Annotated in this window: 23 protein-coding genes; 9 read left to right on the top strand and 14 right to left on the bottom strand. The window is 62.4% G+C overall.

Annotated features, from left to right (window positions below; translation table 11 throughout):
* The first annotated feature begins 172 nt into the window (after positions 1–172).
* On the top strand, positions 173–928 hold the full coding sequence (locus NZ740_02345) for a biotin--[acetyl-CoA-carboxylase] ligase (protein ID MCS6770849.1): 756 nt from the start codon (positions 173–175) through the stop codon (positions 926–928).
* A 40-nt stretch (positions 929–968) separates the two neighbouring features.
* Here NZ740_02345 and NZ740_02340 read toward each other — a convergent pair whose 3' ends face one another.
* From NZ740_02340 to pyrB, 3 genes are read right to left on the bottom strand one after another with little or no spacing between them, the layout of a single operon-like run.
* Entirely contained in the window at positions 969–1916 is a 948-nt protein-coding gene (locus NZ740_02340) for a glycosyltransferase family 9 protein (GenBank protein MCS6770848.1), read from the bottom strand.
* The gene (gene argF, locus NZ740_02335) at positions 1913–2854 is read right to left on the bottom strand and encodes an ornithine carbamoyltransferase (GenBank protein ID MCS6770847.1); all 942 of its coding nucleotides are present in this window, start codon (positions 2852–2854) and stop codon (positions 1913–1915) included. Before argF ends, NZ740_02340 begins: the two co-directional genes overlap by 4 nt.
* A 9-nt stretch (positions 2855–2863) precedes the next feature.
* Positions 2864–3955, bottom strand: coding sequence for an aspartate carbamoyltransferase (gene pyrB, locus NZ740_02330; GenBank protein ID MCS6770846.1), 1092 nt, complete (start codon positions 3953–3955; stop codon positions 2864–2866).
* 105 nt (positions 3956–4060) lie between these two features.
* Between pyrB and NZ740_02325 the strand changes: the two genes are divergently transcribed.
* On the top strand, positions 4061–5068 hold the full coding sequence (locus NZ740_02325; GenBank protein ID MCS6770845.1) for an NAD(P)-dependent glycerol-3-phosphate dehydrogenase: 1008 nt from the start codon (positions 4061–4063) through the stop codon (positions 5066–5068).
* A 42-nt stretch (positions 5069–5110) separates the two neighbouring features.
* Here the strand turns inward: NZ740_02325 and NZ740_02320 are convergent, their stop codons facing one another.
* The 7 genes from NZ740_02320 to NZ740_02290 form a co-directional block, all read right to left on the bottom strand.
* Positions 5111–5566: a V-type ATP synthase subunit K gene (locus tag NZ740_02320; GenBank protein MCS6770844.1), complete on the bottom strand. Its 456-nt coding sequence runs from the start codon at positions 5564–5566 to the stop codon at positions 5111–5113.
* Between the two features lie 23 nt (positions 5567–5589).
* Positions 5590–7350 carry a hypothetical protein gene (locus tag NZ740_02315; protein MCS6770843.1) on the bottom strand — a complete coding sequence of 587 codons (1761 nt, stop codon included), beginning with the start codon at positions 7348–7350 and terminating at the stop codon, positions 5590–5592.
* Between the two features lie 8 nt (positions 7351–7358).
* Positions 7359–7964, bottom strand: a complete 606-nt coding sequence (locus NZ740_02310; GenBank protein MCS6770842.1) for a V-type ATP synthase subunit D — start codon at positions 7962–7964, stop codon at positions 7359–7361.
* Between the two features lie 27 nt (positions 7965–7991).
* Positions 7992–9287, bottom strand: coding sequence for a V-type ATP synthase subunit B (locus NZ740_02305; protein ID MCS6770841.1), 1296 nt, complete (start codon positions 9285–9287; stop codon positions 7992–7994).
* On the bottom strand, positions 9280–11016 hold the full coding sequence (locus NZ740_02300) for a V-type ATP synthase subunit A (GenBank protein ID MCS6770840.1): 1737 nt from the start codon (positions 11014–11016) through the stop codon (positions 9280–9282). Before NZ740_02300 ends, NZ740_02305 begins: the two co-directional genes overlap by 8 nt.
* Before the next feature lie 98 nt (positions 11017–11114).
* Entirely contained in the window at positions 11115–11654 is a 540-nt protein-coding gene (locus NZ740_02295; protein MCS6770839.1) for a DUF2764 domain-containing protein, read from the bottom strand.
* Positions 11651–12328 carry an ATPase gene (locus NZ740_02290; GenBank protein ID MCS6770838.1) on the bottom strand — a complete coding sequence of 226 codons (678 nt, stop codon included), beginning with the start codon at positions 12326–12328 and terminating at the stop codon, positions 11651–11653. The genes NZ740_02295 and NZ740_02290 overlap by 4 nt, the downstream gene beginning before the upstream one ends.
* A 231-nt stretch (positions 12329–12559) precedes the next feature.
* Between NZ740_02290 and NZ740_02285 the strand changes: the two genes are divergently transcribed.
* Genes NZ740_02285 through NZ740_02255 form a run of 7 tightly spaced genes read left to right on the top strand, consistent with a single transcriptional unit; the run spans position 12560 to position 20465 of the window.
* Positions 12560–13801, top strand: coding sequence for a general secretion pathway protein GspK (locus tag NZ740_02285; GenBank protein MCS6770837.1), 1242 nt, complete (start codon positions 12560–12562; stop codon positions 13799–13801).
* On the top strand, positions 13789–15120 hold the full coding sequence (locus NZ740_02280) for a hypothetical protein (protein MCS6770836.1): 1332 nt from the start codon (positions 13789–13791) through the stop codon (positions 15118–15120). Before NZ740_02285 ends, NZ740_02280 begins: the two co-directional genes overlap by 13 nt.
* The gene (locus tag NZ740_02275) at positions 15117–15617 is read left to right on the top strand and encodes a hypothetical protein (GenBank protein MCS6770835.1); all 501 of its coding nucleotides are present in this window, start codon (positions 15117–15119) and stop codon (positions 15615–15617) included. The genes NZ740_02280 and NZ740_02275 overlap by 4 nt, the downstream gene beginning before the upstream one ends.
* The gene (locus NZ740_02270; GenBank protein ID MCS6770834.1) at positions 15614–16414 is read left to right on the top strand and encodes an ABC transporter permease; all 801 of its coding nucleotides are present in this window, start codon (positions 15614–15616) and stop codon (positions 16412–16414) included. Before NZ740_02275 ends, NZ740_02270 begins: the two co-directional genes overlap by 4 nt.
* Positions 16411–17604, top strand: a complete 1194-nt coding sequence (locus NZ740_02265) for an ABC transporter ATP-binding protein (GenBank protein ID MCS6770833.1) — start codon at positions 16411–16413, stop codon at positions 17602–17604. The genes NZ740_02270 and NZ740_02265 overlap by 4 nt, the downstream gene beginning before the upstream one ends.
* 30 nt (positions 17605–17634) lie before the next feature.
* Positions 17635–18789, top strand: coding sequence for a PEGA domain-containing protein (locus tag NZ740_02260; protein MCS6770832.1), 1155 nt, complete (start codon positions 17635–17637; stop codon positions 18787–18789).
* On the top strand, positions 18786–20465 hold the full coding sequence (locus NZ740_02255; protein MCS6770831.1) for a glycosyltransferase family 2 protein: 1680 nt from the start codon (positions 18786–18788) through the stop codon (positions 20463–20465). The genes NZ740_02260 and NZ740_02255 overlap by 4 nt, the downstream gene beginning before the upstream one ends.
* Here NZ740_02255 and NZ740_02250 read toward each other — a convergent pair.
* The 4 genes from NZ740_02250 to NZ740_02235 all read right to left on the bottom strand — a co-directional run bounded on the left by NZ740_02250 (position 20419) and on the right by NZ740_02235 (position 23789).
* On the bottom strand, positions 20419–21270 hold the full coding sequence (locus tag NZ740_02250; protein MCS6770830.1) for a hypothetical protein: 852 nt from the start codon (positions 21268–21270) through the stop codon (positions 20419–20421). The two genes, NZ740_02255 and NZ740_02250, sit on opposite strands and share 47 nt — an antisense overlap.
* A 100-nt stretch (positions 21271–21370) precedes the next feature.
* The gene (murA, locus tag NZ740_02245) at positions 21371–22654 is read right to left on the bottom strand and encodes a UDP-N-acetylglucosamine 1-carboxyvinyltransferase (protein ID MCS6770829.1); all 1284 of its coding nucleotides are present in this window, start codon (positions 22652–22654) and stop codon (positions 21371–21373) included.
* On the bottom strand, positions 22651–23283 hold the full coding sequence (locus NZ740_02240) for a hypothetical protein (protein MCS6770828.1): 633 nt from the start codon (positions 23281–23283) through the stop codon (positions 22651–22653). Before NZ740_02240 ends, murA begins: the two co-directional genes overlap by 4 nt.
* A 2-nt stretch (positions 23284–23285) precedes the next feature.
* Positions 23286–23789 carry a hypothetical protein gene (locus tag NZ740_02235; protein ID MCS6770827.1) on the bottom strand — a complete coding sequence of 168 codons (504 nt, stop codon included), beginning with the start codon at positions 23787–23789 and terminating at the stop codon, positions 23286–23288.
* Position 23790 lies beyond the last annotated feature (1 nt).

The following is a 23790-nucleotide window of genomic DNA, read 5'->3' as shown; positions in this document are numbered from 1 at the left end:
ACACGCCCCGCCGCGATTGTGAAGAAAATTTGAAAAATTTTTTCGCGCCCCATTTTGGGGCCGCCAACCGTACTTTCCCAGCCGAACGCAGACTGCACAAATTATTACCCCGCGTTTTCTAAATGATTCAAAACTTTTCAGATCCGAAAACAGTATTCACGATGACCTGGGAATGATCCGACATCGTCAAAACGACCCGCTCACGGCCGAAACATTTAAGCGGGCCCTCCCCGGCTTTCAGATCTTGGTGCGTCCGTGTCTGCGTTCCACGCAGGACTTTGCCATTTCCCTTTTGCGTTCGGGTCAACTGAGAGCGCCAGCAATCATCGTCGCCTCCCGCCAGACTGCAGGTCGCGGGCAACGCGACAACCGGTGGTGGTCCGATCGCGGATCGCTGTGCATGACCTTCGTCTTGTCCGCTATCGGAGAACCGCCGGGGCAAGTCCCGCTTCGTGCTGGGCTTGGAGTGGCTGCCGCGCTGGCGCGTTGGGCCCCAACGGCCGCCCTCTCTCTCAAATGGCCGAATGATGTGCTGGCAAACGGCCGCAAAATTGCCGGGATTCTCTGCGAACGCTTGGAAGAGTGCGACGTGATTGGCATCGGCATTAACGTGAACGTACGCATGCAGGCCATGCCAACGGATGTCCGGCGCCGCTCCGCATCGCTTCACCAACTGACGCGACGACCGGTGCTCCGAATGTCCCTTGCCGTGGACGTTGCTCGGGAGTTGATGTCCGCCCTGAAACGCCGCGATTTTTTCGAGGAGTATTGCAGGTGGCTCATCCAGCTCGGCCGCGACGTGACCGTTCGCACGGATGATGGAGTTGTCGCGGGACGTTGCCAGGGAATCGATGACTGCGGCCGGCTGCTCCTCGAAACTGATCGCGGCGTGATCGCCCTTTCGGACAGCCGAGCAATCGTTGGTTGAGTTCTTCAACGCCTCTGGCTGTTGATCTCGACGGGGTTCATCAGGTCCCGGCCCGGCCTGCGCGCTTATTCGCTCCGAGCTGCTGGCGGACTGCCTCGATGACGGGTTCCGCGGGGATGTCATCCATCCGCGTTGTCGGGCGCACCACGCGGTGAATATTTCCGTAGGGACCTGTCCGAACCGGGTCCGTCGGCCCAAAAATCGCCACCGTCGGCGTTTCGACGGCTGCGGCAATATGCATAGGCCCGGAATCGACCGTCACCAGCAGGTCAAGCGCTCGAATCAGCCCCACGAGGTCAATGAGCGTGGTCTGGCCGCACAAATTTCGTGCGGACCCGCCAATAAGTCCGGCCAGCTCCGCGCAGGCGCCAGCGTCCGCAGCCCCTCCGAGGATCAGCCACGAGCCGACCTCATCGCGAAGCGCGCGAGCCGTTTCCGCGAAGCGCCGGACCGGCCAGTTTTTTTCTGGACGCCGCGAACAGGGCAACAGGCCGACGCGCGGTCGGGGGTCCTCCAGAACCGCGGGCGGAATGCGTATCGGAAACTCCACGGGTGAATCCGGAACTCCGAGATACCTAGCGGTGTCGAGGCACTCCTCGACCGCATGGCGGTTTTTGTTTCGGGGCCCGGCCACGGCATCGTAGAACAGGCGGGAGCCTTCGCGGGGAAACGAGGGGCCAATCACTCGCGCCACCCTTGCCGCGCGCGCGACCAACGCGCTTTTTAAAAGCCCTTGGAAATCGAGTGCGAGGTCGTACTCTAGCGTGCGCAACTCACGAAGAAACGCGTGTCCGTCGCGCACGAGGCTTTTCCGCGGGAACGAGATCGCGCGCGAAACAGGTTCGAATCGTTCCACCAGCGGGCGGTAGACGTCGTGGCACGCCCAGTCCACCTCCGCGCCCAGCGCCGAACGGATCCGGTGCACGGCCGGCAGCGCATGGAGAAGATCGCCGAGAGAGCTGAGCTTGACGACGAGGATCCGCTTCACCGCGCCCCGCGCGATTCGAGGAGATAGAGCATGATCGCCTTCTGGGTGTGCAGCCGGTTTTCGGCCTGGTCGAAGACCACCGACTGCGGGCCGTCGATGACCTCCGCGGTCTGCTCGTAGCCGCGCATCGCCGGAAGGCAGTTCATGAAAATGGCGTCCCGCTTCGCCACGCGCATGAGGCGCGCATTGACCTGATACGGCATGAACACCTTCACACGGGATTCCATTTTATGCGCCGGGATGTGGTAGCTCATCCACGAATCCGTATAGATCACGTCCGCGCCCCGCGCCGCCTCGGCAGCGTCGGAGGTCACGGCGACATTGGATCCGTTCTTCCGCGCGAATTTTCTAGCGGCGGACACCACATGCGGAAGGGGTTCATATTCCTCGCCCTTGGGGCAGCCCACGTAGATGTCGATGCCGAATTTCGCGCAGCCGAAGAGCAGCGAATGGGTCACATTGTTGTTCCCGTCGCCCAGAAAGGCGAGCTTGAGGCCCTTCAACCGACCCTTTTTCTCGCGAATCGTCTGTAGGTCGGCGAGGATCTGGCAGGGGTGCTCGTAGTTCGTTAGCGCGTTGATCACCGGCACCGAGGCAAGCCGAGCCATTTCCTCAATGTGCGCCTGCTCAAACAAGCGGCCCATGATGATGTCCACGTAACGGCTGACGACGCGTACGAGGTCCGCGACATTTTCCTTGCCCGCGCTGAGCGGAGAGTTCGCCAGATCGTAAAAGATCGCATGCCCCCCCATTTGGGTGGCGCCGGTCTCGAAGGAGACCCGCGTGCGCAGCGAGGGCTTCTCGAAGATCATCAGCAGGGTCTTTCGGCGCATCGCATCCCGATATTCGTCCGGGTGTGCCTTGATGTGGTCGGCGCGGTCGAGGATTTCCGACAGCTCGGCGGAGCTCCATGTCTCAAGCGTGGTAAGGTGTTTCACGGCGCGGCCCTAACTGGTCAAATCTTCGTGATAGCGGTCGATTTCCTGTTCGCGCTCAAAAATCATCGCAAGCAGCACTGCACGGACCCACATGCCGTTGCGAACCTGACGCCAATATTTGGCGCGCGGATCGTTGTCGATCTCCGGCGCGATCTCGTTACGCCGGGGTAGCGGATGCATGATGATCGCCTCCGGCTTCAGAAGCCGAAGGTGTTCGACGCGCAAGTGGTAGCGGGTCGTGTCGATGGCGCGGCTTTCCCCGGCCTGGTCCCATTCGTCCTGGATGCGAGTCATGTAGACGGCATCGACCAGCGGCAGCACCGATTCGAAATCCGAAGTGAGCTCGTAGCTCACGCGCGCGGCGTCCAGTTTTTCGAGAATATCTGCCCCGATCTGGAGTTGACGCGGCGCGACAAATATCTGCTTCACACCTGCATAATGGCGCAGCAGCAGCGACAGCGAGCGCACCGTGCGGCCCCGCAACAGGTCCCCGACGAAGGCGATCGTCGCCCCTTCGAGGCCGCCGCGCCGCTTTTCGAGGCTGCGCTGAAGTGTGTAGATATCCAGCAGGGCTTGGGTGGGGTGTTGGTCCTTGCCGGATCCGGCGTTGATCACCGGCACGGGACGGTCGGTGCGCGAGAGCATCCACGCGATGCGCTCCGCAAAACCGCCTTCCGGGTGACGCATGATGATCACGTCGAAATAAGAGCTGAACGTGCGCACCGAATCCTCCTGCGACTCGCCCTTGATCTCGCTCGAGGTGTGCGCATCGCGAACCTCCGCGGGCTGGATGCCGAGAATCTGGCAGGCCGCATAAAACGAAAGAAAAGTGCGCGTTGAGGGCTGTGCGAAGTAGAGCATCGCGCGCTTCTCGCTGAGCAGGTCCTGCAGGAATTTCATGCCCCCGCGTGTCTTCGCGATTTTTCGCATCTTGGTAGCCAGGTCGCCGATGCGGTCGAGCATGGGCCGGTCGAACTGTTGCGCGATCAGCGCGTGGTACGGGCGGCTGCCCCGGTTCAGGAGCGGACCCTTCTGTTCGGGGTCCATGTCGCGGAAGGTCTCCCACGGCAGCGAGCGCAGCGGACTTTCACGGAAGGCCATGTTGACGGGATACGCCGACCGTCCGCCCTTTCGCAACTGAAAAAATGGCCGACTGCAGCCTCCCCGGCACTCGCCTTTTCTGAGCGGTGCGGCATAATTCAACGCATGAATATCGGCATCCTTGGCGACGGAGGCTGGGGAACCGCCCTCGCCCTTGTCCTCCACCGCAACGGCCATCGGGTTCGCATCTGGGGTCCTTTTCCGGACTATGTGCACGAGGTCGCCACGCGCCGCGAAAATCCCAAATTCCTCCCGGGCGTGGCGCTTCCACCCGACCTACTGTGGACCTCAGACCGCGAACTGGCTGTCGCCGGCGCCGATTCGATCGTCCTCGCGGTTCCCTCAAGGTTCTATGGCCGGGTCGCGTCGGACTTCGCGCCGTTTCTCCCGCCGCAGGCCCTTCTCATCAGCGTCTCCAAGGGTCTCGACCAGGAAACCCGCCTGCGCCTGACGGAAATCGCCGAACGCCGACTAGGCCGGGGCCCGGTTGCTGCCCTATCTGGGCCAAGCCACGCCGAGGAGGTCGCCCGCGGCATTCCGACGGCCGTCGTGGCGGCTTGCCCCGACCACGAGGTCGCCGCCGCTGTTCAGCGACTTTTCAACAACTCGGCGTTCCGCGTTTACACCAGCGAAGACATTGTGGGCGTCGAACTAGGCGGCGCGCTCAAGAATGTGATCGCGCTGGCGGCCGGGATCAGCGATGGCATCGGTTACGGCGACAACACGAAGGCGGCGCTTATCACACGCGGGCTGGCAGAAATGACGCGGCTGGGCGTGGCGCGGGGCGCTCGCGCCGAGACGTTTGCGGGCCTCAGCGGCATCGGCGACCTGATCGTGACGTGCACCAGCCGGCTCAGCCGGAATCGGGCTGTCGGCGAACGGCTCGGCCGTGGCGAGCCCCTCTCGAGCATTCTTACGGGTATGGAACAGGTCGCCGAGGGGATCTGGACCTGCCGTGCGGCGTGGGAGCTGGCGCAGGAAATGGGTGTCGAAACGCCCATCATCGAACAGGTTGTAGCGGTGGTGCACGACAGACGGGATCCGCGCGAGGCCGTGCACGCGCTCATGTCGCGGCCTCCCCGCCGCGAATCGGAAAATTTCGGCGTCGGCTAGCCGGCCCGGCCGGCGTCGAACCCTCCGAACCGCCGAGCCACCTTACCGTACAGCGGCGCCGATGAAGACCATCACAAAGAGGGCGACTGTTTCAACGATCCCGAGGGCCATCAGGTAGTTGCCGAATCCCTTGCCGGTTTCGGCCATGGCGTCCGCCGCGCCCGCGCCGACCTTTCCCTGGTACCAGGCGGACACGCCCATCGCGATACCGCCAAAGAGTCCAGTCCCGATCATTCCCCAAAACTGCGCGGGCGACTCCGCCGCGGCCCGGAGGATGTTGTTCATCAGAATCATCCCGTAAATTGTCTGCGACAGTGGCGCCCCGACAAACGTGACGAGTATGAAAGGAGCGGCCCGGCTCTGCGCGAAACACTTCTTCCAGGCGCCGACCGCCGCCATGCCCGCCACTCCGGCGCCGAGCGCCGAGCCCACCGCCGCCATGGCGACGGACGCCGCCGCTCCTAACCGACCCAGTCCCGCCATTACTTCGGCTTCCATCTGCGTGCTCCTTTCACATTCGATCAGTTGTTCGCGTCGCCAGACACCACGGGCGCCCGCCTGCGCCGTTGAAACGGCGCATACGGTCGGCCTGTCCATTGCATGCCCATGTGCGACGAAAATTCCAATGTATTCAAACGGATTCCATGCACCAATACGCCCATGGCCGCCAGCGTAATGTTCAGGGCATGCCCGAAAAAGATGATGAACGCTCCAACGATCCCCGAAAGGAATCCGCTACCGGCCGTCCCCATTTCGTTGAAGGACGACGCCACCGCATAGGAGGCGAAGCCGACAGCAAAGAGACGGAGATAGGAAACGACGTCGACAAAATTGCTAACAAGATTCAGCGGCAGCATAACGTGGTTGAACCACTCCTGTTTGAACGAGGCCACCGGCGTCATAAACAGGACGATCAGGGCCACACCGGCGAGAAACATCCAGAGCACCCATCCGGGAAAGGGGTCGCCCAGGACCATGTTCCGGGCCGCGAAATACATCGTCCACGTCGTGCAGGTCCACCCGATCTGGGCGATTGCCTGGGGGCTGTTGCGCAAACGGACGGCATTCCACAGGTGAGCCAGCGTGAGATGAATGGCGCCGATCAGGAAACAGAGATGCTTGATATTATCCTCGTCCGTCAGCCAGGCAACCCGCAGCCGCGCGAGGGGGGCGGGGACGTCGGCGATGCCGAAATAGGTTCCCGTCAAAACGCCCCACAGAATCGTCGCCGAGCCCAGGACAGCCAGCAGGCGAAACGGCTCAGGCGGCGCGGAGGGGAGCTTGCGTCGCGCGAGCCAGGTCAGGGCCAGGAATAGCGCGCCGTACCCCGCATCGCCCACCAGCATTGCGAAAAACAGGCTGAAGAACAGCAGGAACGGCGCGCTGATGTCGATTTCCCGATAGCCCGGCATAATCCCGATGGCTTTGAAAACGGTCTGAATCGGCCGCACCCACGCCGGGTTGCGGATCAGGGTCGGAACCGGCTCATCCGGTTCCGGATCCCGAATCCGAAGGCCCCAGCCGTGTCGGGCAGCCGCCGCCCGCAGCGCCTCCACCTGGTCTGCCGGACAGTAACCCCGAAGAAATGCAATGGGCTCTGCGGAGCCCATCCCCTCGCGCGCCTCGAGAAACCGGACCAGGTCTTCCGCCTCTTCCGCCAGCTCGCGCACGGCGCGCGCATCGGCGGCATGTTCCTTGAGCGCCTCCTGCAACGAGGCCAGCCGCCCTTCGAGGTCGCGGATGCGGCGGTCGATTTCGTTCAGCGACAGTTCAGGAAGCCGTACCTCTTGCGCATCGACGGCGACGGGTTCCCGGCTGATCACGGCAAAGTAGACGCCGGACTTGTCGCGATGCAACACTCGCACCACCGCGTTCGGCAGGTCTGGCGGCTCGCGGTCGGGCTGCATCTGGTAGAGGCGGATGAAAATATTGCGGCGGCCAAGCTCGATAACCACCGAGGGATCGAACGAGCCGAACGGCTCGATCCGGCGACGCTCCTGACGCAGCTCCTCTAGCTCCTCCGCCATATCGCGAAGGGATCCCACCAGCGACCAGATTTTTTCGACGACCTGCTCCGGCGGCGCCCCGCTCGGCGGGCGATCGCCTTTCGGCGGCAGGACCTCGAGCGCGCGCGTGATGTGCGCAAGACGCGCGCGCGCTTGGTCGAGGTCTCGGCTTTCAGGGGTGCGGACCGGGTGCAAGTGGAGAATGCCGAGATCGCGTAGGGCGGCCAGGGTGGCCTCGCGGTCCTTCGCAAGACAGAGCAGCGTAACGCTCTTCATCGGGACGATCACGGCATCGCCTCCGCGGCTGCGGTCTTGGATTTGGCGATTTTCGCGCGCGCGACCTCGGCCGTCTGCTGGTCGCCGAGGAAAATGCGGATGATTCGGATGTTTGCCTGTGCCTCAGGGATTTTCACCTTTTCAAACAGGTTCACGCGCTGGGTGGTGATGCGGAGTTCCTCTCCGAGCAGCCGGTGTTGTTCCGCCAGGATTTCGCGTTCGATCTGCAGCCGGATACGCTGTTCGATCGCCGCGCGAGCGTCATCGATCCACGGATCGGTGGCGTGAAGGTCAATCTCAACAGGCTCAAATTCGATCCCCTGGAGGACCGGAATATTGACCCCGGCGATGTTTCCGATTGTCGTGCGAACCTCCTTGAGCACGACCATCGACGCGAGGTCCACAGGCAGCGCAAAGAGCCGGATCCACGGAGCGATCGACGACATAAGGCGATCCTCCTCTTCGCGCACCTCGTCGATCCTCTGCTCCAGCCGGCGCATCTCCATCTGCAATTGCTGTTTTTTCAACTGCAGGGTGGGCAAATAGCGCTTGAACCGCCGCAGGGCGTCGCGCTGCGCCTTCAATTCGTTCTTGGTGTGTTTGATCTTCGCCATCGGGATCCGTGAAACGATGGTCCCCCTCTACTTCGTGGGCCAATATTTCTCGATCATCTTGGTCGGGATCCCTGTCTCCGCGGGCTCAAAACAGTCGGCGAGGATTTGCCAGCCGAGATCCAGCGCCTTTTCCAGCGGGATATTGACGCTTAGGTCCATCATTTCCCGTTCAAACCGCTCGCCGTATTTGAGCAGTTTCCGGTCCCACGCGCTCATGCGAAACCCCATGGCCTGCTTTTCCAACGTCTCCTTGTAAGCTGCGTAGAGCTGGATCATCGAGTTCATGATGGTGCGGTGGTCGGGCCGCGTTTTGTCATTCACGAGCTGTTTGAGCCGGCTGAGCGATCCGAACGGCTCAATGCGGCCGTTGCGGAGGTAAAACTGGCCCTCCGTGATGTAGCCGGTATTGTCGGGCACCGGATGGGTGACGTCATCGCCGGGCATCGTCGTTACGGCCAGGATCGTGATCGACCCCGCTGATTCGAAGTCGACAGCCTTTTCGTAGCGAGCGGCGAGTTGGCTATAGAGGTCGCCGGGATATCCGCGATTCGAGGGAATCTGCTCCATCGTGATCGCGATTTCCTTGAGAGCATCAGCAAAATTCGTCATGTCCGTCAGCAAAACCAGCACGCGTTTGTTCTGCAGCGCGAATTGCTCGGCGACGGCCAGGGAAATGTCCGGCACCATGAGGCACTCGACGGTTGGGTCCGCAGCCGTGTGCACGAACAGCACGGAACGCGACAGCGCGCCCTTCTCTTCAAGAATGTCGCGAAAAAACAGGTAGTCGTCGTGCTTGAGCCCCATGCCGCCGAGAATGATCACGTCCACTTCCGCCTGCAGCGCAATGCGCGCGAGCAGCGGATTGTAGGGCTCGCCCGCGACGGAGAAGATGGGCAGTTTCTGTGACTCGACCAGCGTGTTGAACACGTCGATCATCGGGATGCCCGTCCGGACCATATTGCGGGGGATAATGCGCTTGGCGGGATTGACCGAGGGGCCGCCGATCGGCGTCATGTTTTCGGTGATCGCGGGACCTCGGTCCCGGGGCATCCCGCTGCCGTTGAAGACGCGACCCAGCAGAGTTTCAGAGAACGGGACCCGCATCGGATGGCCGAGGAAGCGCACAGTCGCATCGGTGGTAATGCCGCGGCTTCCCGCAAACACCTGCAAGTAGACCCGGTCGCCCTCGAGTCGGATAACCTGTGCCAGCGAGGTGCCATGAGCGGACTGCACTTGGGCCAGTTCGCGGTAGCCAACGCCCTCGGCCCGAACCACGATAACATTCCCGGAAATCTGGTCGATCTTCTGAAAGGTTTTATACATACGCGGTCACCTCCGCGGTCATCTGTTCGATGCGGGTTTCCGCTTCGCTAAATTCCGGAGAGTCCATCGGCGCACGGTTCCAATCTTTGGTCACCTGCGTGAGGCGCTGGAAAAACTGCCGAGCCGCATCCTTCTCGGTGAAATTCATCGGCGTCTTCAAAATCTTGTAGATACGACTGAAGACGTATTTTTGGCGGTCGGCCGAGGTCGCTGCGTCCACGGGATGGAAGGCGTCCTGTTGCAGGTACACTGCATCCAGATACTCAGCCTTGAGATAGACCACAAAGTCGTCGATGGACGTCCCCTCCTCGCCGACGACCTTCATCATCTGGTTCACGTCGTTGCCGCGGCGAAGGATGCTTCGGGCGTAGGCGACCTGCTCGGCCGGGACCACACTTTCATACTTGCTCCACGAATCCAGCGGCTGGATGGCCGGAAAGCGTCGCGCGTCTGACCGCTCGCGCGAAAGGCCGTGAAACGCCCCGACCACCTTGAGCGTGCTCTGCGTGACCGGCTCCTCGAAGTTGCCGCCGGCCGGACTGACGGTTCCGCCAATCGTGACCGAGCCGATGCTGCCGTCGCGCAGCCGCACAACGCCGCCGCGCTCATAAAAGGCCGCGATCACAGACTCCAGATAGGCCGGGAAGGCCTCCTCGCCGGGGATCTCCTCGAGCCGGCCCGACATTTCGCGTAGCGCCTGCGCCCAGCGGGAGGTCGAGTCGGCCAGCAACAGCACGTCGAGACCCATCTGGCGATAGTATTCCGCGAGGGTGACGGCCGTGTACACCGAGGCTTCGCGCGCCGCCACGGGCATGGAACTCGTGTTGCAAATGATCAGCGTGCGCTCCATCAGGCTGCGGCCCGTCCGGGGGTCCTGCAGGTGCGGAAACTCGCGAAGTGTTTCCACAACCTCCCCCGCCCGCTCGCCGCAGGCCGCGATGATCACGATGTCCACCTCGGCATAACGGCTGGTGATCTGCTGAAGTACGGTCTTGCCCGCTCCAAACGGCCCGGGAATGCAATAGGTGCCGCCCCGCGCGACCGGAAAAAAGGTGTCCACAATGCGGACCTTTGTCACCAGCGGCTCCGTGGGGCGGAGCCTTTCGACATATGCGCGAATGGGGAGTTTGACCGGCCATCGCTGAACCATCCGCACCTCCTGGTCCCGACCCCGTTCGTCCTGCAGGATGGCCACGACGTGCTCGACCGGATATTCGCCGGCCGGCGCGACGGATTTGACCGTCCACCGACCGGCGAGTCGGAACGGAACCATGATTCGATGCTTGAAAATCCCCTCGGGCACCCACCCTAGCGCATCCCCTGCCTCGACGATGTCGCCCGGCCTGGCGATCGGGGTGAAAGGCCAGGTTTTCTGACGGTCCAGCGCCGGTAGATACTTCCCGCGTTGCAGGAAAAAGCCGCTCTCAACCGCCAGCTCGGGCAGTGGGTTCTGGAGGCCGTCGTAGATGCGCGCGAGCAGCCCCGGGCCGAGCTCCGCGCTGAGCAACTCCCCGGTGAATTCGACGGGGTCGCCCACGCGCAGGTCGCTCGTATCCTCGAATACCTGCAGCTCGGCGATGTTGCCCCGGATTCGGATCACCTCTGATTTCAACCGCAAGTGGCCGGTGCGCGCATACGCCACTTCGTTCTGCGCCACCGGCGACTGGAATTCCACCTTGATGAGATTTCCATTAACCCCCGTGATCTTGCCGATGTGCGTCGTGCTCATGCCGTCAACTCCGTGGATGCCGCGCGCCGCGACGGGTTTCTAACGGATCCCGATTACACTACGTCTCGGCGCCTCGCTAGATGGCTGATTTCGCGCTCTCACCTCGATGCCCTCGCCGCGCGGACGGCCGCCGTGGCGTCGTCGAACCGCTTCCGGCCGTCTTCATCCGAGTAACATCCCCAGCGCTCCGATAATTTGAGCTTGAGAGCATACGCCAGAACGGTGGAAAGGCCGAACGGCTCCTCCCGCGCCCATTCGTCGAGGAGTGACCACCGGAAACGGTCCAGCGACAACTCGCGCTCGAGCGGATTGGGCTTGGCGTACGCTTCGATGACCGCCTGCTCTACATACACGCTAAAGCCCTCATGCGGACGAAGATGCGGAGCGGGATCCGTCTCCAGCCGCGCCGCTCGCGCCCGAGCGAGCGCGTTCCGCAACTGCGTCTCCGCGGAGCGCCACCGGGCCGCCAACTCCGAACGCGCCTCATCCCAGCGCCCTTCGACCACGGCCTCGATCTCGCGCACGACTCGCGGCTCAAGCAGTCGCCGCGCCTCCCCAAGAAACTGGCTAAACGTCCAGGGCGGCGCCGCCGAAAGCGTCAGCGCGGGCAGGCTGGCGACGAAATAGTAGAAGCTCATGCCGCGCTGGATCCCTGGCCCCTTTGGGCGGTCCCTTCTTTCGCCACGCTGTACACGATGTCGGCCAGATGGGGGCGCAGGAAGTTCGCGAGTGCCTCCGCGATCGCCTCCTGTGTAAAGTTGTGAGTTACCCGCCCATCGGCCAGTTGTACCTTAAATCCGCGGAAGATCCGCTCATCGCCCCGGATAACAAGGCCTTGTTTCAACATTTCGTTATACCGGGCGCGGAAAAAATGGATCAGCCGCGCTTGATCGGTCGGGTTCAGCATCAGCTCGATGCGCCGCTCGCGATCTGTCCGCCCCACGTAGGCCTCGGCGAGCTTCACGAGCATTTCCTGGACGGTCTCATAGGTCAGCGCCTGCTCGGCTGCTTCGGCCGCGAGATTGGAAATGATGTTTTCCACGCCCTGCCCCACGGCAATCAGCAAATCGCGGGCGGCTTGGCGCAGGGTCTGGATCGACCGCTCGGTGAACTGACGCGCATCCTTTTCCGCCTGTTCAAGTCGGGCTCGGGCCTTTGCCTCGGCCTCCGAGACGATTTGGGCCGCTTGCTGCCGTGCCCGGGCGATAAGTTCCGACGCCTGCTTTTCGCCGGCGTCGACAGCTTCCTTCTGGATTCGCTCAAGTAGGTGTTGAAGTTCTTCCGCCATGTCCGCCTCGCGAACCGCGATCACAGCGCCAGCCGTCCGGGCGCGGTATCCGTCGGAAAATACCAGATCAAAAACTATCCCAATTTCCCCATAGATTCAACGTGGAATTCTTTGATCGGGATCGCACTGCCGCATATCCGACCCAATCCGCTTCGATGCAACAGCTTTTCAAGATGAGTCCTTTTCGATTACCTTGGTTACATGTTTTCCTCTCGCGTTCATTCGCGCGGGCCATTCCGCGGGATGCGGCGCCGCATGAGCCTGCTGCTGCTGATTGTCGGATCGATGGCGCTCATTTTCGGGCTCTTCTTCCTCGGCATTTCCCCGCTGACTCAGCCGTCCCAGCGCAGCGGGCTCATCGCCTATGGTGGATGGATGGCATCCGCGGGCGTCCTCTTTCTGGCCGCGCGTTTCACGCTGTTCATTCTGCCGGACTGGATCCGGCGGCGAAATTCGCCAAGCTATCGCCGGCGCCGCGAAATGTACGCACGACAGGGCCCTCGACCCGCTCCCGATTCGGCCAGGAAAACAGCCCGTGCAGGAGCCGCTCTGCTTTGGGCCCTGGCGCTCACCGGAATCCTTTCTGCGCTGCTGATCCAGGCCCACGCGGCTGCCCGTGAACAGGCGGCGCGCACCCGGGCCGCCCTCGATCGGACCGCGCTCCGGCAGGCCGCTGCGGAAGCCGTCCGGCTGGCGGTCCAGCGCCTCGCCGACGACGAAGACCTCGCGGCCGACCACCCGTCCGAACCGTGGGCCCTTCCCACCGAATACGAGACGCCGCTCGGCGTCTCCATTCGGTGCGTGATTCGAGATGAACAATCGAGGATCGATCTCAACAATGCGGCTGCGCCCTTTGCGCCGGGCCACCGGTCGCCCTCTGACATCCTCGCCGACCTGCTGATGCAGTGCGGTGATTTTTCGCCATCGCTCCGCGTGGGTGCCCTGCGCGACTTTGTCGACGAAGATCGAGACGGGCCGCGGGAAACCTCTTTTTACCGCCGGTCTGAAGAATCCTGGTCCAATCCCGATCGGGTTTTATACGGCTTCCGAGAACTCCTTCATGTCGTCGGATGGACAGAAGACTTTGTTGCGCCCGCCGCAAGGGTCTCGGTCGGGCGCAGCTTCGATGCCCTTCTGGCCGACCATGTGACCGTGATTGCTGTTCCTCGCGACCGTCCGATTCCGATCAACATCAACACGGCGACCCGTGAAGCCTTGCGCGCCGTGCTCGGTTTCGAGCAGGATCATCTCGCGGATCTGATTATGACGCTGCGATCGATTCGGCCCATTCGGTCGACCGATTCGCTTATGGTGGCCGCGAGCCCCGAGACGTTTGACCGCCTGCAGCCGCACCTGGACGTTCGCAGCCGATACTTTCGAATCCGCGTGCGAGCCGAAAAGGCTGGACGCCGTCACGATGTGGAGGCACTGGCCATCCGCGGCGACGAGGGGCACATTCGTATTGCGCAATGGGTGGAGGACGAATGGGCGATTTGATGCCCCGCTGCCGGCGCGAATGGGGCGTTGATCTGTCGGGTGGACGGCTAATTGCCGTGCAGGCGGCGGGCGTTCGGTCGGGCCGCTCTTCGGATCTGCCGCCAAACGCCCTGTTAGCCGCGCCGCTTCCCGCCTATGCGGGTATTGTCCAGCGCCTCTCTGTTCGAATGCCATCGCGACGGAAGGCGCGCGCCGTGATGCCTTCGGTGCTGGATGTGGAGCTGCCTTTCCCGATCGAGACCTGCACCTGCGTGTTTTTTGACTGGCAGCGGACGGAGGACGGAGGCCAGTCGGCACTCGCGGTTGCCGCGCGGAATGAAGACCTCGCCGCCTGGCTTGAGCGGTGTCGGGCGGCGGGGATCGACCCGATTGTCTTGGAGCATGAGGGAGTCGCGCTTTGGCGCGCCAGCGAGGACCTCTTCCCGCCGAGCGCCCGTCAGGACCGATTTATTGTTTATCTGGGCGCCGACCGCATTGCGTTGGCTCGCGGAAATAGGGCCGGATTGGCGGCCGCAACCGGTCTTCGTATGGGTGCGGAAGACCTCGCGCCGAACTCGCCCGCGATCCATCGACTGGCCGTTTGGCGTGGTGAGCAAGGCGCCGCAGGCGAGGGAGGTACGCCTCATATCATCTGGTGCGGGCCCGCCGCTGCTACGGAGTCGGCCCGGGCGGCCATTCGTGCAGCTTTGTTTCCGGGAATCGCCCCGAGGGAAATCTGCGCGCCGGAACCCGAGTCGTTTCTGGCGCGTGCGTTGGCCGAAGGTTGGCGGAGGGGGTCCTCATCGGTGACCAATTTGCGGCGCGGCTCGCTGGCGCATCCGGAATGGCAGCGACGGGAGCGAGTCGCCGGGCTGCGCGCAGCCGCGGCGTTCGCTGCATCGGCGTTCTTATTTGCCGCCGTGGGTCATGCCGGCTCATGGGCGGTCGCTCGCGAACGCGACGCCTGGCAAACCCGCCTGCTGGCGGAGGCCCGCCAGCTCGCCGGAACGGACCGGCTCCCCCGAGGCCAGGAGGCCTTCGCCGCGCTGCGAGCAGCCGAACGCGATGCAGCCGGATGGGCGGCCTTCGCTCGGTATCGGGAGGCCAGCGCATCAGCCATCCTGTTTCGAGCCGTTACGGCGGCAGCATCCCTCGGCATCCACTTGGAAGATGCCGCAGCCGCCGGTCGGGCAATCACTCTTCGGGGCAGCCTCGCGGATTGGAATGACGGCGATCGACTCGCTGCTGCCCTTGCCAATATGGGCCTTCGTCCAAGCCTCGAGCGTCGCGATGCCGGCGCCGATGAACGGATCCATTTCATCCTGCGCGCCGAGCCGTGAAGATCCATCGTCAACCGGTACTGCTGGCCGCCATCGTGGCGGCATTCGCGATTCTACTCACAGGCTACGGGGCGCGCTCCCTTGTTCAGATGCGGGCACTCGTCCAGCAAACCGAGCGCCGTCAACAGGACTGGCTCCGCCTGCGGGAATTCGCCGCCCGGAGAGAATCGGAGCGGGCCGCCTGCGAGGAAATCATCCGGCGAGGACCGGCCCCGCCGCTGCCGGAATGGTTCCGCGATCGATATCCGTCCTGGCGGGCGGAATGGCAGGAACTCGACCCCGTGCGAATCGAGGGCGACAAGGTTTTGCGACGGATTCGGGGCGTGTTCCAAGCGGTGCCGCTTGCGGAGCTCGCCGAAGCTCTCGCCGCGTTGCAGGGGGAAACTTCGAGCTGGCGCGCGGTGGAGATCGAGGTGGCCGCTTCGGATGCCCCCGGTCGGGGACGCGCGTCAATCACATGGGAGGCGCCGGCGCGGTCGGCGCAGACGACGCCATGAGCGGTCTGGCTGAGTTATTGAAGCGGCGCGAGCTCCTGGCGAACCTCACCGCGCGCGAACTGAAGTTACGATACCGAGGATCCGCTCTTGGCGTGTTCTGGAGTCTGTTGATTCCGCTGTTCATGGCGCTCATTTACGTGGTGTTCCTCCGCCTACTCGGCGGGCGCGGCGTTCCGCTGGCGGATGTGATCATCGGCGTATTTGCCTGGCAGTTTACCGTCCAATGCGTCAACTCTGGGCTCACCAGCATCACGGGGAATGCGAATCTCGTCAAAAAGGTCGCCTTCCCGCGGTTGATTCTTCCCGTTTCATCGACTCTCGCCAACGCGGCCAGCTATCTAATCGGCCTGGCCGTGCAGATCCCGCTTGTCGCCATTCTTTCCCATATCGACGGCAAGACGTTCGACGCTGCCGTCGTGTTCTGGCCCGCAGTCTTCGGCATCCATCTGCTGTTCAACCTTTCGCTGGCGTTTTTGCTGTCGGCGCTCAATGTATACATGCGCGACATCCAGCATCTGGTCGGCCTTGCCCTGAGCGCGTGGTTCTTTGTAAGTCCGGTGATGTACAACCTCGACCTTGTCCTTCGCCACGCGGGCGAGCATCCGTGGATCCCGCAGCTCTTTATGCTAAACCCGATGGCGGTCATTTTGACGGGTTATCGCGCGTGCTTGTTCGGCGGCGTCGATTTCCCCTGGTCGCTTTCTAGCTCTGCCTCGCTGCTTTTAGTGCTGCTGCTGTTTGCCGTCTCGTACCGAGCCTTTCAGAAACTTCAAAAGGACTTCGCCGACCTGTTGTGAACGCGCCTCCCGCCATCGAAGTGGAGAACCTAGGAAAGCGCTACCGCATGCGCGGCGTGGCGCGCGCCTCGATCCGCGACCTGCTGGTGAGGGGCTGGCGCCAGGCGGGGCCCGAGGGATTTTGGGCGTTGCGCGACGTCACCTTTTCCGTTCCGAAGGGGGCAAGCATCGGCGTCGTGGGGCCGAACGGCTCGGGAAAAAGTTCGCTGCTCGGGCTCATCGCAGGGACGATCACGCCGACCACCGGCACGGTCCGAACTCGTGGGACCCTTTCGTCACTACTCGAATTGGGCGCCGGTTTCCACCCCGACCTCACGGGACGGGAAAACGTCTTCCTGAACGCAGCCGTCCTGGGCATCCCGCGGGAGGACATCGCACGGCGGATGGACCACATTATCGAGTTCGCGGGCTTGCGCGATTTCATCGACATGCCCGTCAAAAACTACTCGAGCGGGATGTACGTGCGTCTCGGCTTTGCCGTCGCCGTGGAAACGGATCCCGACATCCTACTGGTGGACGAGGTCCTCGCGGTCGGCGACCTCGCCTTCCAGATGAAGTGTTTTGACCGGATCAGAGACTTCCAACGACGCGGCAAGACGATCCTGCTGGTCTCACACGACCTCGTCGCTGTCGAAAATTTTTGCGATGACGTGAAGCTGATCCACCAGGGCCGTCTCGTCGCCCAAGGCAATCCAAACGAGGTGATCCTCTCCTACCTCAAGACCTACATGGCGCGAATCGGACACCTGAACGTTGAGGAGCACGGCACGCGCGAGGTGGAATTTGTGCGCGTGCGCCTGCTCAACGAGGAGGGCGTCGAAACCTCAACGTTCACGACCGGCCGCGCGATGCGGGTCGAGATCACCTACCATGCGAAGCGGCGGGTCGAAAATGCGGTCTTCGGCTTTTCGCTGAAGACCGGCAATGGGTTTTTCCTCTACGGGACGAACACGCAAATTATGAACGTCGCCGTGCCGCCGCTCGAGGGCGAGGGCACGGTGTGGCTCACGTTGAAGCCGCTCTCCTTGATGGCAGGCAAGTACTTCCTGTCGCTGGCTGTGCATTCGTGGGACCATGCCGTTCAGTACCACCGCCGTGAGGATTGGTATCCCTTCGCGGTGCAGAATGAGTCTTCGGCCCATGGCATTTTCCAGTTGCCGTGTGAGTGGACCATCAAGCCCTCCTACTGACATGAAACCGTATCTTGAACGGCGCGCCGGATGAGACCGCTGCGGCGAATTGTCTTCTGGCTGTTTGTGATCGCCTACGTGGCGGCCACGCCGGTCGCGATCCTGTATGCGCTGGGATACATTTGGAAGCCTGGCTCGGATGTGGGACTCGTAAAGACGGGGCTTATTGCGCTCGCATCCACTCCGGAAGACGCGACGATTTTTCTCGGCGGCAGGCGGTACACGCGGCCAACGCCGGCCACGATCCGTGACCTCCTTCCCGGCGCCTATGAGATCAGACTGTCCCATCCAGGCTATGAGGACTGGGGGTTTCGTGCCCTTGTGCGTCCGGAACGCGCGACGGTGCTGGACCGAATTCTCCTGCTGCCTTCACGGCGCGCCCTGCGAGCCGTTGCAGACGGCCCATGGGACGACCTGCACGCCGCAGCTCAGGGCAGGGACCTCTTGCTGCGTCGGGGCACGGCGTGGTTCGTGCTCGACGCGCGTGATCCTTCATCCCCGCCACGCGAAATCACGAACCTTCTCCCCGGACCCCCGGACGAAGTCGCACTCGATCGACAAAACCGATTGGAGTTTTTTGTGCGGATCAAAGAGCGCGTTTTTCGGATCGATCTTGAGGAAAACGCGATTTATCCCGACGTAGCTCCGCCAGCCCGCCGCATCGGAACCCACCGCGGCCGTCTCGTTATCGAAACCCCGGATGGCACCCGGTTACGGCTAAATCGCCGGGGCGAGGCGATTGCCGAGCCACCGATTCCGCCGAATTTCTTTGGCCGCGGCCACAGCCCCCTTGCGCCTGATGCGGACGAGGCTCGCTGGCTCTTTGCCGATGGTCGGCGTCTCGGCATCGTCGAGCGCATCGAAGACGCGGACGAGGAGCTCCCCCGGTGGAACGAGCGGATCCTGCACCAACACTCCTCTCCGATCCAACGCGCAGGGTGGGCCCATGACGATTCCCATGTTCTCTTCTCCTCCCGCGGCGCGCTCTGGCTGCTCGCGCTCGATCGAGGCGGAGCGGGGCCCCCGCGAGTCGTCTGCGAGATTTCCCGAAGTGGAGCCTTTCATTTTGATGAGGCGTCCGGCCGCATCTTTGCCATCGATCCCAGTGGCCGGCTCGGGGAACTCAACCTGGTCCCCCCGCGCCTGCTGATCCCGCTGCCCGTCCGCGGAGAGGACATCCCATGAAAATCATTTACTCCCGGCACAACCTCGACAGGCGGGACGCGCGCCTCCAGCGCGCTTTTGAAATTCTGCCGGGGGCAATGAGCTGGACGCTCCTGCTCGGCATGGCGGGTCTTGCGATCTTCGCCCAGCAGACCGCGGCGGCGATCGTCATCGCATTCAATTTCTACTGGTTTCTCAGGATCACACATTCGACGATCTTTCTGCTCTTTTCGTTCGCGCTGCTGCGCGCTGAACAGCAGGCCGACTGGCTAGCGCGACTCCGGTCTCTTCGGACCGGCTCGCCTCCTCCGGAGCATCCCCTGTCGCGTTGGCTTTTCGATGAGCGACGTCGCTACTGGCAGGCTCGTGGAGAACGTCCGCTCGATCCGGAGGACGTGCGGCACGTCGTTATCATTCCGATTGCCAAGGAGGGCGCAGATGTCGTGGAACCTGGTCTGCGCAGTCTTGCGGCCCAGTCCATCGGCGCATCCCAACTCCTCGTCCTGTTGGCCGTGGAAGAGCGCGCGCCCGAATCCGTGCGCAAGGAGGTCGAGGAGATGGCGAGGCGCTTGCGGGGCGTGCTGCCGGACCTTCATGTAGTCATTCATCCGGACGGGATCCCGGGCGAAGCCCGGGTGAAAGGCGCAAATGCCACCTATGCCGCGCGCCGGGCGGCCTCGATTCTTCGGGAGCGGGGCATCCCGTTCCACCGCGCGACCGTGTCCTGCTTCGATGCCGACACGGTCGTGCCGCCCCACTATTTTGCCTGCCTGACCTATCATTTCTGCATCGAGCCGAACCGCTCGCGGGCCAGCTTCCAGCCGATTCCCGTGTATCACAACAACATCTGGCTCGTCCCCGGATTCGCGCGAGTGCTCGAGGTCGGCTCGTCCTTTTTCCAACTCATCGAAGCAACAAACCCGGACACGCTCGTGACGTTCTCAAGCCACAGTATGAGCTTTCAGGCGCTTCATGAGGTCGGCTACTGGCCGGTTGACATGATCTCGGACGACAGCGCCATCTACTGGAAGGCCTATTTGCACTTCGACGGCGATTACCGCGTCGTGCCCATGTTCATCACGGTGTCCATGGACGTGGTGACCGACACCGGCTGGGCGCGCACCCTCCACGGCCTCTATAAACAGAAGCGCCGATGGGCGTGGGGCGTCGAAAACGTTCCGATGATTCTCCGTGGCTTTTTGAAAAAGTCCGCGATCCCGCTGCGCGACCGCTTCTGGCACACTGTCAAAATGCTCGAGGCCCACCTTGCATGGACGACCTGGGGCTTCATGCTGACCGTGTTCAATTGGCTGCCCGCGGTGGCCGCGGGTCGCGAATTCTCCCATTCCGTGATGTATTACACGGCGCCGCGAATCAGCGCCCTGATTTTCAACCTGGCCGGCATTGCGCTGCTGACAACGATCGTTCTGAGCCAGTTGTTGCTTCCCCCGCCGCCGTCAAAACGGCCCATTCTGGTGCGCCTACAGCATGCCCTGGAATGGCTCCTGGTCCCAGTGATCACCGTGCTGTTCAGTTCCATTCCCGCGCTGGACGCGCAAACGAGACTGATGATCGGCAAGCGAATGGAATTCTGGGTGGCGGGCAAAAGCGGCGCGGCGTCGGAGACGGTCGCGGGGACACAAATCCCGGTTACGAATGAGCCGTCTGTCGAATCCGACCCTTCCCCGCGCAGGTAACCCCTCCCGTCACGATTCGAAATCTCGTCAGCCGTTTCATCATGATGGCGGCAAGAGCCCCCGCAACGCACAACACGCTCGTGTGCGCTTCGGGCACGATTTCCAAACGATTGATGAAAATGCGGTACGACTCCGCAGACGATGAAAAATTGGTTCCGAAAGTTCGCCCGACTAAAAAGGATTCCGGTGCATTGCTGAGCGATCCGCTCCAAGAGTAGGTTCCCCCGCCGATCATCGTGACCGTCGCCAGGTAATTCGTGGGCCCAACCATGGAGAAGGTAAATTGGCCCCCTTCATCGCTCACTGGAATCCCGGTATCGGAGCCATCGTTGAGAGCGTCGGAAAACAGATACGTCAACGAATTGCTCGCTCGATAGAAGACGAAATAATATTCGTCGAGCGCGGAGTTGCCCAACCCAATACCCTGGCCGGTTTCTTCCGAGGGGTCGTCGAACCCCGTATCAAACGCAACATTAAGGGATTGGCCCGGCTGAAGGGGCCCGCCCGTGAAGGGGCGATAAGCGACCATGAACAATCCAAGTTCCGAGGCTAGTCCCCACGCCACGCCGGCCGTGTCAATATCTCCGTCCGCGTTCGAATCGCCGTCGCCATTGACCGTTGAGGATTGCACAAACGTGAGCGTATTCGTGCCCGCATAGGGGATCACCCACGGGGCGAATCCATAGCCGCCGTTCGCCCCGTTCGTCCATCCCCCGCTATACGCCGGGTCGGACGCGTCGTCATAGGCTAGATTCGCTGCTAAGCAGCAGCTCGCTCCGAGGAGGATACCGAAAATCCATTTCATAGAGTTCCCACCCACTTCTATTAGAGTTTCTGCTTTTCCCTTAGACAAGTGAAAATATCCATTGTAGAGCGAGAGGGGCTGTCTGTCGGATTCAGGACCGCTATTCGACCCGCTCAATGTCCGCCCCAAGCTCCCGCAGTCGTTCGTCGGCGCGCTCATAACCGCGATCAATGACCTGCGCGTTGTCGATGACGCTCTCCCCGCGGGCGCAGAGAGCAGCGATCAGCATCGCCATGCCCGCCCGAATGTCCGGCGAACTCATGTGGATTCCGTTCAGGCGAGCCGGACCCTCCACGACGACGCGGTGCGGATCACACTGGACAATGCGGGCGCCCATCTCAATGAGCCGATCCACAAAATACATCCGGCTCTCGAAGAGCTTTTCGAAGAAAAGAATGCTGCCACGCGCCTGCGTGGCGAGGACGATCGCCACGCTCATCAAGTCGGATGGGAACATGGGCCACACGCCGTCTTCGACCTTAGGAACCGCGCCGCCAAAATCCCGCCTTACGCGGAGGCGGGTTTGGGCGGGCTGATGGACGGCGTGGCCTTCGGCTCGCCAGGTGATGCCTAGGCGCGAAAAGACCCGGCCGATCACAGCCTGAACATCCGTGTCGCCGAAAGGTCGAACCGTCAACTCCCCACCCGTTACGGCGGCAGCGGCCAGGTAACTCCCGGCCTCGATGTAGTCGGGACCGATTTCGTGCTCGGCGCCTCCCAGCCGTTCCACACCCTCGATGCGCAATCGATTTGTGCCCAGACCTTCGATGCGCGCCCCCATTTTCGCCAAAAGGATTCCGAGGTCCTGCACGTGCGGCTCACACGCCGCGTTGAGGACGGTCGTTTCTCCTTCGGCCAGAGCGGCCGCCATCATCAGATTTTCTGTGGCGGTGACACTCGCCTCCTCGAGCAGCACACGCGTCCCGCGCAGACGCCTTGCCACAAATCGGAGGCTGTCGCCGCCCTCGAACTTTGCGCCCAGGGCGCGCAAGGCGGAAAGGTGAGTATCCACGCGCCGCCGCCCAATCACGTCACCGCCCGGCGGCGGAATGGTGGCGCGCCCAGCTCGCGCCAGCAGCGGTCCGGCAAACAGGATGGACGCGCGAACCCGCTTGCACAACGAGCGGTCCAACCGGGTGCGGCGGACACGCCTCGCGCACAGGACAACCGTCCTGCCCTCGACGCGGATATCGACGCCGACGAGCTCTAATAGTTCCAGCATCACATGGACGTCGGCAATCATCGGCACGTTCCGCAGGGTCACAGGCTCGTCGGTCAGCAGGCAGGCTGTCAGCATCGGCAGCGCGGCATTCTTGTTTCCCGCTGGCGCGAGTTCACCGGACAAGCGGCGTCCGCCCCTGATGACGAATCGGCTCACGGTCACTCCGCCTTTACGCGGCTGAAAATGCCCTCGAATGTGAGGGGTTCATCGCGCGCGATATATTCCCAGCCGGTCAGGAAGCCGAGCCGCGCGCCGAAATCGCGGGCCTTGCGGAAGGCTTCAAAAGAATCATCGCGGACCAGATAGACCAGGTAGTGCGCGTTGGTGTTGAGCGAGTTCAGCAGGCGGCGGAAGGGATGGTCGGCCGCGGAATCCTCCGGCGGGGGAAATCCGGGGACGCCGGCGCGCGGAATCAGGGCGATGATGCCCATCATCATAAAACTGTTGTCGAGCCGGTAAAATTTGTTGCCGACATCCATCGTCATCGCTTCCTGAACCTTTTCCGGATCTCCGCTGAGTGCCAGCGACCGGATTTGAACACTCGCGGTCCGGATGACTTCCGAAATTTCATTCCGGTCGATCGGATAAATCTGGTTGGCCCGACACTCGATGAAGACCGGCGTATTCGTTGTCGCCAGGGCGAGCGGAACTGGCCGTACCTTTGGCGTCCGCATCGAAAGGTCGATCACGATTACGAGGACCATGAACAGGGCGACAATGGTCACTGTAATGATGTCACAAAACGAAGTGACGTTGAGTTCAGGATTTTCCCTGCGAGGCCGGCTCGCCACGGTCAATACTCCGTTGATAAAATCCTCAACTCCCTAAGGGCCTGGCGCCAGTCGAGCACGGCATTCGCGTCGAGCACATCGGCGCCACAGACGAGGTCACGGCGAAGGATCTCTTTTTTTAGATGCCGATACACCGGAAGCGCGCCAGGCCGCGCCATCAGAATGATGTATTCCTTACCGTCCGAACCCGCCACCCGCGCGAAAAGCCGCTCGATGGGATTTCCGGGCTGCCGAAGCTCATCGAGCGACACCCACTCGCCGCCGGGGATGATCATCGCCCCATCGGGTCGGCAGTCGATGTAGACGGGCTTGGCCTCGGGGCGCTTTTTTCGCTGATAGGTCGAAAATAGCGAGTCGAAGGTCAGTGCGCGGAACTGCTGGGGGTTTTCGACAATCGGCATCATGACCGTGATCAGAACCAGACAGATCAAGCTCATCATGATCACGAGGGAGTCGAGAAACGGCGTCATCTCGATCTTCACCTCGCGTTTGGGCGGCCTCGGCATG

This window comes from Kiritimatiellia bacterium (assembly GCA_025054615.1).
Classification (GTDB): Bacteria; Verrucomicrobiota; Kiritimatiellia; order CAIVKH01; family CAIVKH01; genus JANWZO01.
This window is presented reverse-complemented; position numbering and strand designations above follow the sequence as displayed.